This window comes from Streptomyces eurythermus (genome assembly GCF_014649115.1).
Classification (GTDB): domain Bacteria; phylum Actinomycetota; class Actinomycetes; order Streptomycetales; family Streptomycetaceae; genus Streptomyces; species Streptomyces eurythermus.
On the sequence record NZ_BMSK01000016.1, the window covers coordinates 34,979 to 46,812 of the forward strand.

10 protein-coding genes and 3 pseudogenes are annotated in these 11,834 nt (G+C 72.0%); 9 read left to right on the plus strand and 4 right to left on the minus strand.

Annotated features, from left to right (window positions below; translation table 11 throughout):
• Window positions 1-34 precede the first annotated feature (34 nt).
• Both argF and IE251_RS28125 read left to right on the plus strand, forming a co-directional pair.
• A complete protein-coding gene (gene argF / locus IE251_RS28120) occupies window positions 35-1,057 on the plus strand; it encodes an ornithine carbamoyltransferase (RefSeq protein ID WP_189755797.1) in 1,023 nt (340 codons plus the stop codon).
• A gap of 110 nt (window positions 1,058-1,167) precedes the next feature.
• The gene (locus IE251_RS28125; RefSeq protein WP_189755798.1) at window positions 1,168-2,637 is read left to right on the plus strand and encodes an amino acid permease; all 1,470 of its coding nucleotides are present in this window, start codon (window positions 1,168-1,170) and stop codon (window positions 2,635-2,637) included.
• Here the strand turns inward: IE251_RS28125 and IE251_RS28130 are convergent.
• Window positions 2,597-3,082 carry an ATP-binding protein gene (locus IE251_RS28130; protein WP_189755799.1) on the minus strand — a complete coding sequence of 162 codons (486 nt, stop codon included), beginning with the start codon at window positions 3,080-3,082 and terminating at the stop codon, window positions 2,597-2,599. The two genes, IE251_RS28125 and IE251_RS28130, sit on opposite strands and share 41 nt — an antisense overlap.
• 105 nt (window positions 3,083-3,187) lie before the next feature.
• Between IE251_RS28130 and IE251_RS28135 the strand changes: the two are divergent.
• Window positions 3,188-3,450: pseudogene (locus tag IE251_RS28135) on the plus strand (bifunctional salicylyl-CoA 5-hydroxylase/oxidoreductase); the annotation flags it as partial.
• A 56-nt stretch (window positions 3,451-3,506) separates the two neighbouring features.
• On the opposite strand, the gene IE251_RS28140 reads toward IE251_RS28135, so the two are convergent.
• Window positions 3,507-4,319, minus strand: a complete 813-nt coding sequence (locus IE251_RS28140) for a PaaX family transcriptional regulator (protein WP_189755800.1) — start codon at window positions 4,317-4,319, stop codon at window positions 3,507-3,509.
• A 15-nt stretch (window positions 4,320-4,334) separates the two neighbouring features.
• A pseudogene (locus IE251_RS28145) lies at window positions 4,335-4,711 on the minus strand (AMP-binding enzyme); the annotation flags it as partial.
• Here IE251_RS28145 and IE251_RS41270 point away from each other — a divergent pair.
• Window positions 4,708-4,974: pseudogene (locus IE251_RS41270) on the plus strand (hypothetical protein); the annotation flags it as partial. The pseudogenes IE251_RS28145 and IE251_RS41270 overlap by 4 nt on opposite strands.
• A 78-nt stretch (window positions 4,975-5,052) precedes the next feature.
• Window positions 5,053-5,478 (plus strand): DUF6299 family protein, encoded by a 426-nt coding sequence (locus IE251_RS28150; protein WP_189755801.1) that lies wholly within the window; start codon window positions 5,053-5,055, stop codon window positions 5,476-5,478.
• Between the two features lie 391 nt (window positions 5,479-5,869).
• On the opposite strand, the gene IE251_RS28155 is transcribed toward IE251_RS28150, so the two are convergent.
• Complete coding sequence (locus IE251_RS28155; RefSeq protein ID WP_189755802.1) at window positions 5,870-6,718, minus strand: GntR family transcriptional regulator; 849 nt, start codon at window positions 6,716-6,718, stop codon at window positions 5,870-5,872.
• A gap of 303 nt (window positions 6,719-7,021) precedes the next feature.
• On the opposite strand from IE251_RS28155, the gene IE251_RS28160 reads away from it, so the two are divergent.
• From IE251_RS28160 to IE251_RS28175, 4 genes are all read left to right on the plus strand, one after another.
• Complete coding sequence (locus IE251_RS28160; RefSeq protein WP_189755803.1) at window positions 7,022-8,278, plus strand: extracellular solute-binding protein; 1,257 nt, start codon at window positions 7,022-7,024, stop codon at window positions 8,276-8,278.
• Between the two features lie 105 nt (window positions 8,279-8,383).
• Window positions 8,384-9,382 (plus strand): carbohydrate ABC transporter permease, encoded by a 999-nt coding sequence (locus IE251_RS28165; RefSeq protein ID WP_189755804.1) that lies wholly within the window; start codon window positions 8,384-8,386, stop codon window positions 9,380-9,382.
• Window positions 9,379-10,209 carry a carbohydrate ABC transporter permease gene (locus IE251_RS28170; protein WP_189755805.1) on the plus strand — a complete coding sequence of 277 codons (831 nt, stop codon included), beginning with the start codon at window positions 9,379-9,381 and terminating at the stop codon, window positions 10,207-10,209. Before IE251_RS28165 ends, IE251_RS28170 begins: the two co-directional genes overlap by 4 nt.
• A gap of 7 nt (window positions 10,210-10,216) precedes the next feature.
• Window positions 10,217-11,704 (plus strand): glycoside hydrolase family 3 protein, encoded by a 1,488-nt coding sequence (locus IE251_RS28175; RefSeq protein WP_189755806.1) that lies wholly within the window; start codon window positions 10,217-10,219, stop codon window positions 11,702-11,704.
• Window positions 11,705-11,834: the final 130 nt, after the last annotated feature.

Genomic DNA, 11,834 nt, shown 5'->3' on the forward strand with positions numbered 1-11,834 from the left:
ATAGTCCCTGTAGTCGTACACCTGGAGCGCCCCCATGGCGACAGTCCCGACCGCCCTCGCCGGCCGCCACTTCCTCAAGGAGCTGGACTTCACCGAGGCGGAGTTCCGCGGCCTGGTCGAGCTGGCCGCCGAGCTGAAGGCGGCCAAGAAGGCCGGGACCGAGACCCCGTACCTGCGCGGGCGCAACATCGCGCTGATCTTCGAGAAGACCTCGACGCGCACCCGCTGCGCGTTCGAGGTCGCCGCCGCCGACCAGGGCGCCCACACCACCTACCTGGAGCCCTCCGGGTCGCAGATCGGGCACAAGGAGTCCGTCCGGGACACCGCCCGGGTGCTGGGCCGGATGTACGACGCCATCGAGTACCGGGGCGACAGCCAGGCCAAGGTCGAGGAGCTGGCCGCGTACGCCGGCGTGCCCGTCTACAACGGCCTCACCGACGACTGGCACCCCACCCAGATGCTCGCCGACGTGCTCACCATGACCGAGCACTGCGCCAAGCCGCTCGGCGAGATCGCCTTCGCCTACCTCGGCGACGCCCGCTTCAACATGGGCAACTCCTACCTGGTCACCGGCGCCCTGCTCGGCATGGACGTACGGATCGTCGCCCCGAAGTCCTACTGGCCCGCCCAGGAGATCCTCGACCGCGCCCGCGCGCTCGCCGGCTCCAGCGGCGCCCGGATCACCCTCACCGAGGACATCGCCGAGGGGGTGCGGGGCGCCGACTTCGTCGCCACCGACGTCTGGGTGTCCATGGGCGAGCCCAAGGAGGTGTGGGCCGAGCGGATCACGGCCCTCGCCCCGTACGCGGTGACCATGGACGTGCTGCGCGCCACCGGCAACCCGGACGTGCGGTTCCTGCACTGCCTGCCGGCCTTCCACGACCTCGGCACCGAGGTCGGGCGGCAGATCCACGACGCGTACGGCCTCAGCTCGCTGGAGGTGACCGACGAGGTCTTCGAGTCCGCCCACTCGGTGGTCTTCGACGAGGCGGAGAACCGGCTGCACACCATCAAGGCGGTGCTGGTGGCCACACTCGCCCGGGAAACCCTTGCCTGACCCTCCTCACCAGGCATTATCCTGACCGGCGGCCCGGAACCACCCCTTCCGTGGCCGTCGCCGCGGCCCCACCACGGCCGCCCGCACCACCAGAATCGAGCACCACCGGCATGCCCGCTCCCCGCATCAAGTCCCCGCGTCTGCTCGTCGCCGAATCCGGCGCCGACCGCGAGGGACACGGCCTGAAGCGCACCATGGGCCTCTTCCAGCTCATCTGCTTCGGCGTCGGCGCCATCGTCGGCACCGGCATCTTCGTCGGACTGTCCGACTCGGTCGCCCAGGCCGGCCCGGCCGTCGTCGTCTCCTTCGTCCTCGCGGCCCTCACCTGCGTCTTCACCGCCTTCTCCTTCGCCGAGCTGGGCGGCGCCATCCCGGTCTCCGGCTCCTCGTACTCCTTCGCCTACGCCGGTCTCGGCGAGTCCACCGCCTTCCTCGTCGGCTGGTGCCTGCTGCTGGAGTACGGCGTCTCCATCTCGGCCGTCGCGGTCGGCTGGAGCCAGTACGTCAACGAGCTGCTGCACAGCCTCACCGGCCTCCAGCTCCCGGCCGCCCTGTCCGCGGGCCCCGGCGACGGCGGCGTGATCAACCTGCCGGCCGTGATCGTCATCGCCATGGCCTCGGCGCTGCTGGTGCGCGGGGTGCGGGAGAGCGCCCGGGCGACCGCCGCCATGGCCGCGGTCAAGCTCGCGATCCTGCTCGCCTTCTGCGCCATCGGCTACAGCGCCTTCAAGGACGGCAACCTCACCCCGTTCTCCCCGGCCGGCCTCGGCGGCATCGGCGCGGGCACCACCGCGGCCTTCTTCTCGTACATCGGCTTCGACGCGATCACCACGGCCGGCGAGGAGGCGAAGAACCCGCGCCGGCACATCCCCGTCGCGATCATGGTCTGCATGGGCATCGTGACCCTGCTGTACTGCGCGGTCGCGCTCGCCGCGATCGGTGCCATCGGCGGCGACCAGGTCGCCGGCCGCCCCGCCGCCCTGTCCTACGTCGTCAACGAGGTCACCGGCTCCGCCATCGGCGGCGGTGTCATCGCCTTCGGCGCGGTCGTCGCCATCGCCTCCGTGGTCCTCGCCGTGATGTACGGGCAGACCCGCATCCTGATGTCGATGGCCCGGGACGGCCTGATCCCGCGCGTCTTCGAGAAGGTCAGCCCGAGGACCTCCACGCCGGTCGCCGGCACGCTGATCGTCGGCGCCGTCTTCGCGCTCCCGGCGGCCTTCGCCTCGCTGGACGCCGTGATGAACCTGTGCACCATCGGCACCCTCGCCATCATGGCCGTCGTCAACGTCACCGTGCTGGCCCTGCGCCGCCGCGAACCGGGCCTCGACCGCAGCTTCCGGGTGCCGCTGTACCCGGTGGCCCCGCTGCTCGGCATCGGCTTCTGCCTGTACCTGATGTGGGAGACCGGCTGGCACACCTGGATCCAGTTCGCCGTGTTCCTCGCGGCGGGCCTCGCGGTCTACGTCCTCTACGGCCGCCGGCACTCCACGCTGGCCGGCACCGCCCCGGCCGGCGAGGTCACGCCGGCCGGCGAGGTCACGCCGGCCGCGGCCGAGCGGGAACCACAGGCAGTCTGAACCACACCGCCTTGCCCGAGGGGGTGGGGCGGTGACCGCAGGAGGAGCTGAGGGCGCGGATCAGCAGCAGCCCGCGCCCGCCCTCCTGCCACACATCGGGCTCCTCGATCACCGGCGCGGTCAGCCGGCCGGGCGGCGCCGGGTCCGGGTCGTGCACCTCGACCTGGCAGCCGGTCGGCCGCAGCTCCACCACCAGCTCTATCGGGCCGCGCCCGGCGGTGTGCTCCACCGCGTTGGCCACCAGCTCGGCAGTCAGCAGCTCGGCCGTGTCGCAGTCGGTCACGTGCTCGACCTCGGTGAGGGCCGTGCGCACCAAGGCGCGCGCCACGGGCACCGCCGCCGCGGTGTGCGGCAGCGCGATGCGCCAGGAGGCCGATTCGGCGGGGGGTTCGTGCACGGCGAGTCCTTCATGGAGCAGGCTGTCCTGCTGTCCGACTCCAGGCATGGTACGGGCCCGGCGGGGCACGGCCGCCGCCGGGCCGGTCGGTCGCCCCGTTTCTGTCGCGCCATCGTGACGATCGTCACAAATTTTCCTCGACGCCGTACGCGGGTGGGGCCGACCGAGCGGCCGATGACCGTCCGGATCCCGGCCACCGACCGGGCCGACGGCGGGACGGGCGCCGAGGGCGCCGTGGAGATCGTCCGCGCCTTCGCCGCGCACGGTGCCGACGCCGTCGACGTGCCCACCGGGCAGGTGGTGGCGGAGGAACGCGCGGAGTCCGGGCGCTCGCACCAGACGCGCACCAGACGTTCGCCGACCGCGTCCGGCACGAGGTCCGCAGCCCGGTGATCGCGGTCGGCGCGCTCTCCTCGCACCGGCCGCACCGACGCCACCGGGCCGCGCCCGACGCTGGGAGGCCGAGCGGGTTTCACAGCCCCACGAACCGGGCCCCCGCGTCCCGCAGGCGTTCGTGCAGGCCCCGGAAGACCTCCGCCGAGCGGACGCCGGGCCAGTCGGGCGGCAGCAGATGGGTGGGCAGGCCAGGGTCGGTGTAGGGGAGGTGGCGCCAGGAGTCGAGGGCGAGGAGGTAGTCGCGGTACGCCTCCTCGGGCGGGGTGTCCGGGCGGCGGGACCAGGCCCGCAGCACCGGCGCGTGCGCGTCCAGGAAGCGCTCGTGCTCCTTGGCGATCGCGGCCAGGTCCCACCAGCGGGCCACCGCCTCGGCCGTGGGCGCGAAACCCAGGTGCTCGCCGCGGAAGAAGTCCACGTAGGGGTCCAGCCGCAGCCGGCGCAGGGTGTGTTCCGTCTCCTCGTACAGCCGGGCCGGGGCGATCCACACCCCCGGCGCGGTGGTGCCGAAGCCCAGGCCGGCCAGCCGGGAGCGCAGTACGTGCCGCTTCTGCCGCTCCGACTCCGGGACCGAGAACACCGCGAGCACCCAGCCCTCGTCCGCCGCGGGCGCGGCCGCGTAGACGCGCCGGTCGCCGTCGTCCAGCAACTGGCGGGCCTCGGGCGACAGTTCGTATCCGGCCGCGCCGGACTCCGTGCGGGCCGGCAGCAGCAGGCCGCGCCGCTTGAGCCGGGACACCGAGGAGCGTACGGAGGGCGCGTCCACGCCGACCGCGGCCAGGAGTCGGATCAGCTCGGCGACGGGCATCGGGCCGGGCAGTGAGCGGCCGTACGCGCCGTAGAGCGTGACGATGAGGGACCTGGGGGCGTGCTGCTCGGACACGTTGATCATTTTAGGTCGTCGGCATCACGGCTGGTCACCGGCGGTGCGCGGCGGGAACCGCCGCACCGTGCCGGTGGCCGTGCGGGGCTGCGCGTCGAGGAGGACGAACTCGCGCGGGCACTTGTGGGGCGCGAGCCGCGCGGTGAGGAACGGGCGCAGCGCCCCGGGGTCCGGGCGGGCGCCGGGGCGCAACACGGTGTCGGCGACGGCCACTTGGCCACGGGCCTCGTCGGGCAGCCGACCGGGCCGCGCACGGCCGGCGGGCCGGGTTCGCCGTCGGGCACCGGCCGGTCGTCGGCGTCCTGGAGGCGCGCCCGCCCTCCCCGGCACCGGCAGCCCGTGGTAGCGGGCCGGACGTGCTCGTCGGCGGCGAACAGGGAGATGTGCAGCAGCTCGGCTGCGCGCGGCCGGCGGCGCCCCCGCCGGCCCGGCCCGGGTCACCGTCTACGCCACGGGCCTCGCCGCCTGCCGCGCGCACGCCCCCGAACCGGGCCGGATCCGGCGCCGTCCGGCGGACCGGGACTGTCCGGCGATGGCCGTCGTCCAGGTCGTCCGGCCATGGGACGAGCGGGTGCTGGTGGAGCCGGCCGGGTTCGCCGTACCGCCCCGACCCCGGTCGCGGGCGTCCCGCGCAACCGTCAGGAGCACGGACGCGCCACCGTAGGGGTGACGGTCACGTCCGCGGGCCCGGCCGCCCGGTACCAGTGGAGACCTCGAACCCCTGCACACCGGGAGGTACTCCATGCCCGTCCGCCGTTCCCTCCTCGCCGCCGCCCTCGGCACCGCGGCCCTGCTCGGCGCGACCGCCGCTTCGGCCGCCGCCGCGCCCGGCGAGTACATCACCGTCGACCCGACCGGCCGGATCGCGGCCGACGGCACGGTCACGCTCTCCGGCACCTACCGCTGCACCGGCGCCACCGGGCCGGCGTTCATCGGTTCCTCGGTCAGCCAGGGCACCGTCCGCCAGCAGGGCATCGGCGGCAGCTCCGCCCGCTGCGACGGTGTCGAGCACCGCTGGCAGAACTCCGGCAAGCCCTACGGGCAGACGCTGCGGCCGGGGGCGGCGCGGGTGCAGGCCACCGTCGTGGAACTGCGCCCCTCGGGCATCGTCCCGCTGCCGGTCTTCCACGCGCAGACGGACCGGGACATCACCCTCGTCCAGGGCTGAGGCCCCCTCCGCCGGTTCGGGGTCCGTCCGGGCGGTTGTGGTCGGAGCCCCTGCGGGATGACGTCCGTCCGGGCGGTTGTGGGCGGAGCCCCCGCGGGATGACGTCCGTCCGGGCGGCGGTGTCCGGCTCAGCGGGGGTTGATGTTCCGACCGGGCTGTCGTCGGCTTCCTGAGGGTCGGCGGTCCGACCGGGCTGTCACCGGCTCGCCGCCGGTTGACATTCGTCCGGGCCGTCGTCCGCTCGCCGTCGGTTCACGGCCGTCGTCCGCTTCCTGTGGGTTCACAGTCGTGGCCTGTTCCCTGTGGGTTCACGGCCGTCGTCCGCTCGCCGTCGGTTCACAGCCGTGGCCCGCGCCCTGTCGGTTCACAACCGTCGCCCGTCCCCGTCCGTTCACAGTCCGTCCAGGGCCGTCGCCCGCTCCCCGCCGGTTCCCGGGCCGTCCAGGGCCGGCGGGGCCGTCGTGCGTCGGACCACCGTGCCGCCCGGCCGGCGCAGGGCGGCGACGAACTTGTAGCGGGAGCCGCGGTAGACCGAGCGCACCCACTCCACCGGGGTACCCTGCGCGTCCCGCGAGTGCCGGGACAGCAGCAGCATCGGCAGCCCCACGTCGGTGGCCAGCAACTGCGCCTCGCGCGGGGTGGACAGCGCGGTCTCGATGGTCTCGTCCGCCTCGGCCAGATGGACGCCGTAGACCTCGGCGAGCGCCGTGTACAGCGACGGGTAGGTGGCCAGCGAGTGGCGCAGGCCGGGGAAGCGCCGTACGGACAGGTGGGTCGTCTCGATCGCCATCGGGTCGCCGCTGGCCAGCCGCAGCCGCTCGATGCGCAGCACCCGTTCGCCGATCCCGATGCCGAGCAGGCCCGCCAGCCGCTCGTCGGCCGGCACCTCCCCGATGTCCAGCATCTGCGAGGCCGGGGTGAGGCCCTGGGCCCGCATGTCCTCGGTGTGCGAGGTGAGCTGGAGGGTGCGGTACAGCTTGGGCTGGGCCACGAAGGTGCCCTTGCCCTGGATCCGGTTCAGCCGGCCCTCGCCGACGAGCTCCTGAAGGGCCTGCCGCACGGTGGTCCGGGAGGTGTCGAACCGGACCGCGAGCAGCCGCTCGGCGGGCATGGCGGAGCCGGGTTGCAGCGCTTCGGCCATCGTCAGGAGCTGCTGCTTGATCCGGTAGTACTTCGGCACGCGCGCGGTGCGGCCGGGCGCCCCCGGGTGCGGATGGGCGCTGCTGACGTCGGTGGTCATGCCTGCCTTCCCGGCTGTGTCGATGGGCTCCCGTTATAGCGACCAACTCCCGTATGGTCTAGTCCAACTGAACGCTCCGGGCGAAAGGGACGGAACGCGGAGGGACGCGCTCCGGTGACTTTCTCGTAACGGCCGGGACCGGCTTGCAGAACCACCCTTGACACTCCAAAAGGTCTAGGCCAAGCTCCACCGTACTGGTCTACACCATTAGTGGCCAGGTCCCGAGCCCTACGTGCAACAGCGTCGTACCGCAGGTCACCGCCGAGGGCGTGGGGGGTTAGTGGCATCCCTGAGGAGGGTGGCGTGAAGCGCAAGCTTGCGGCCGCGATCGTGATCGCGGGCATGATGGTCTCCGTGTCGGCGTGCGGCGGGGACGACGGCGACGAGGGCAACGCGGGCCAGACGCTCACCGTCTGGGCGATGGACGGCTCCACCCCGGACCAGTGGGTCAAGGACGTCTCGGCCGCCTTCGAGAAGAAGACCGGCGCCAAGGTGAAGTTCGAGACCCAGAAGTGGGACGGGATCCAGCAGAAGATCACCACCGCCCTCTCCGAGTCCACCCCGCCGGACGTCATCGAGGTCGGCAACACCCAGACCCCGGCGTACGCGGCCACCGGCGGCCTCGCCGAACTGGAGGACATCAAGAAGGAGATCGGCGCCGACTGGACGCCGTCGGTCTCGCAGTCCTCCGTCTACGACGGCAAGCAGTACGCCGCGCCCTGGTACTTCACCAGCCGCGTGGTCATCTACAACAAGAAGATCTGGGCCCAGGCCGGCATCAAGGACGTCCCCAAGACGCGGGACGAGTTCTTCAAGGACCTGGAGACCATCGACAAGAAGACCGACGCCGAGCCGATCTACCTGCCCGGCCAGAACTGGTACTTCTTCGACGGCCTGACCATCGGCCAGGGCGCCGACCTGGTGAAGAAGCAGGGCGACAAGTACGTCTCCAACCTGGACGACCCCAAGGTCGCCAAGGCCATGGAGATCTACAAGAAGTACGCCTCCTACTCCAAGGCCCCCAAGGACAAGGACGAGGCCACCCCGCAGCAGGCCGAGGTGTTCGCCAAGGGCAAGACCGGCGCGTTCATCGGCATGGGCTGGGAGGCCGCCACCGCGGTCAACGCCAACAAGGCCATCGAGAAGGACCTCGGCTACTTCCCCATCCCCGGCGAGACCGCGGACAAGCCCGAGAGCGTCTTCCTCGGCGGCTCCAACCTCGCCGTCGCCGCGGGCAGCAAGAAGCAGGAGCTGGCCAAGGAGTTCCTGCGGATCGCCCTGTCCGACCAGTACGAGGGCCAGCTGGCCAAGCTCAACGGCGTCATCCCGAACAAGAAGGCGCTGGAGTCCAACCTCAAGGGCAACCTGGTCGCGGAGGCCATCGCCCCGGGCGCGGCGGTCGGCGGCACCACCCCGCTGATCCCCGAGTGGGGCGCGGTGGAGAACAACCCGAACCCGATCAAGTCCTACATGACGTCCGTGCTGAACGGTAAGTCCCCGGCGGAGGCCGCCAAGCAGGTCGAGGACGAGATCAACAAGCGCCTGGCCCAGCAGAACTGATCACCGCGCCGGGGGTGCCACCAGACGGCACCCCCGGCCCACGCCTTGGCCGTGCCACGGGTACGGCCACGGTGTTTCGTACGGCCACGGAAGAGATGGCAACTCATGTCAGTGCAGACCGAAGGCACGGACACGGCCGGGGAGCCCGCTGTCCGCAAGGCCCGGGTGCCGGCCTCGCCGCGAGGTGACGACCGCACCTCCGGGGCCTCGTCCCGGCGCCGCGCCGCCGCCCCCTACCTGCTCCTGCTGCCCGCGCTGGCGGCCACCCTGGTGCTGCTCGGCTGGCCGCTCGTCAAGAACGGCATGCTGTCGTTCCAGAACCTCAATCCGCGCCAGCTCATCCAGCACCTCACCGAGTGGAACGGCGTCGACAACTACCAGGAGGTGCTGACCGCCGGGGAGTTCTGGCGGGTCGTCGAGCGCTCCGTGGTCTTCACCGCCGTCAACGTCACGCTGATCATGGTGATCGGCACGCTGATCGGGCTGCTGCTGGCCCGGCTCGGCAAGCGGATGCGGCTGTTGCTCCTGTTCGGCCTGGTGCTCGCCTGGGCCATGCCGGTCATCGCGGCCACCACCGTCTACAAGTGGCTGTTCGCCCAGCGCTTCGGCGTCGTCAACTGGGTGCTGGACAAGCTCGGCTGGCACTCCATGGCCGACCACAACTGGCTGGAGACCCAGTTCTCCACCTTCGCCGTGGTCACCCTGCTGCTGGTGTGGCAGTCGGTCCCCTTCGTGGCGATCAACCTCTACGCCGCCACCACCACGATCCCCCGGGAACTGTACGAGGCCGCCGCCCTGGACGGCGCCGGCACCTGGAAGGGCTTCACCTCCGTGACCCTGCCCTTCCTGCGGCCGTTCCTGTACGCCACGACGTTCCTCGAAGTCATCTGGATCTTCAAGGCGTTCCCGCAGATCTTCGCGATGAACGAGGGCGGCCCGGACCACCTCACCGAGACCCTGCCGATCTACGCCTTCGTCGAGGGTGTCGGCAACCAGCACTTCGGGCTCGGCGCGGCGATCTCCTTCCTGACCATCGCGGTCCTGCTCGTCATCACCTCGTACTACCTGCGCATGGTGCTCAAGCAAGAGGAGGACGAGCTGTGAAGCGCTCGCTCTTCGGCCGTATCTGGCCCAACGCGACCGCCGTCGTCCTCTTCGTCGGCTTCGCGTTCCCCGTGTACTGGATGTTCGCCACGGCGTTCAAGCCGACCGGTGACATCATCGCCGACGACCCGGTGTGGTTCCCGACCGACGCCACCCTGGAGCATTTCAAGACGGCCGTCGACGCCGACAACTTCTGGACCCTGGTCCTCAACTCGGTCACCGTCACGCTGCTGTCGGTCGCGTTCTCGCTCGTCATCGCCCTGCTCGCGGCCTTCGCCCTGACGCGGATGCGGTTCAAGGGCCGGCGCGGTCTCATCGTGACGTTCATGCTGGCGCAGATGGCTCCCTGGGAAGTCCTCATCATCGCCATGTACATGATCGTCCGGGACAACGACATGCTGGACAGCCTGGTCCCGCTCACCGCCTTCTACACCATGATGGTGCTGCCGCTGACCATCCTGACGCTGCGCGGCTACATCGCCGCCGTGCCCAAGGAACTGGAGGAGTCGGCGATGGTCGACGGGTGCACCCGCCCGCAGGCCTTCATCAAGGTGATCTTCCCGCTGCTCGCGCCCGGTCTGATGGCGACCTCGCTGTTCGGCTTCATCACCGCCTGGAACGAGTTCCCGCTCGTCCTGATCCTCAACAAGTCCGCCGAGAAGCAGACCCTGCCGCTGTGGCTGTCGCAGTTCCAGACCGCCTTCGGCGACGACTGGGGCGCCACCATGGCCGCCTCGTCGCTCTTCGCGCTGCCCATCCTGATCCTCTTCATCTTCCTGCAACGCAAGGCTGTCAGCGGTCTGACCGACGGCGCCGTGAAGGGATGACGCCCCGATGACCATCATCGCCCCCGGCACCGACACCCTCACCCGCAACGCCCTCGCGGTGCTCCAGCCCGGCTTCGACGGCACCACCGCCCCCGACTGGGTGCGCCGCCGCATCGACGAGGGCCTGGCCTCCGTCGCCCTGTTCGGCCGCAACGTCGTCAGCGAGGAGCAGGTCACCGCGCTCACCGCGCAACTGCGCGCCGGACGGGACGACCTGCTCGTCGCCATCGACGAGGAGAGCGGCGACGTCACCCGCCTCGACGTGCGCACCGGCTCCGCCTTCCCCGGCAACCACGCCCTCGGCGCCGTGGACGACCCCGGCCTGACCCGGTCCGTCGCCCGCGAGCTGGGCCGCCGCCTGGCCGCCTGCGGCGTCACCTTCGACTGGGCGCCCTCCGCCGACGTCAACGCCAACCCCGACAACCCGGTCATCGGCGTCCGCTCCTTCGGCACGAGCCCCGACCTGGTCGCCCGGCACACCGCCGCCTGGGTCGAGGGCCTTCAGTCCTCCGGCGTCGCCGCCTGCACCAAGCACTTCCCCGGCCACGGCGACACCAACGTCGACTCCCACCACGCCGTACCCCGCATCGACGTCGACGCCGACACCCTCTACGAGCGCGAACTGCCCCCGTTCCGCGCGGCCATCGCCGCCGGCACCCGGGCCATCATGAGCGCCCACATCCTGGTGCCGGCCCTCGACCCGGACCGCCCCGGCACCCTGTCCCCGCGCATCCTCACCGACCTGCTGCGCGGCGAACTCGGCTACCAGGGCCTGATCGTCACCGACGGCATCGAGATGCGGGCCATCTCCGCCACCTACGGCCTCAACCAGGGCGTGGTCCTCGCCATCGCGGCCGGCGCCGACGCCATCTGCGTGGGCGGCGGACTGTGCGACGAGGGCACCGTGCTCGGCATGCGGGACGCGCTCGTCGCGGCCGTGCGCTCCGGCGAACTGCCCGAGGAACGGCTCGCCGACGCCGCCGCCCGGGTGCGCGACCTGGCCGCCTGGACCGCCGCGCACCGCGAGGACGCCGCGCGGACCACGCCCGACCCGGAGATCGGCCTGGTCGCGGCCCGCCGCGCGCTGACCGTGACCCGCACCGGCGCCGCCGCACCGGTCACCGGGCCGGTGTACATCGCCCGGTTCAACCCGGCACCGAACATCGCCGTCGGCCACGAGACCCCCTGGGGCGTCGCCGCCGAACTGGAGCGGCTGCTGCCCGGCAGCGACTCCGGGACCTTCACCGGCGACGACGCCGGAGCCGCCGCCCTCGCCGCGGCCGGCGGACGCCGGATCGTCGCCGTCGTCCGCGACGAACACCGGCACCCCTGGATGCGCGCCGCGCTCGACACCCTGCTCGCCGCCCGGCCCGACACCGTCGTGGTCGAGATGGGCCTGCCGCAGGCCCCTCCGCGCGGTGCCCTGCACCTCGCCACCTACGGCGCCGCCCGCGTCTGCGGAGTGGCCGCCGCCGAGGCCGTCCTGGCCGGCTGACCTTCTCACCCCCGGCCGCCCGCCCTCCCCGGCGGGCGGCCACCCTCTCCGTGCTTTCCCGTGAACCGGTGGCCTTTTCACGCCCTGACGTATGCCACCGGCACATGTCTCACGTCCGACCCGCAGGTGT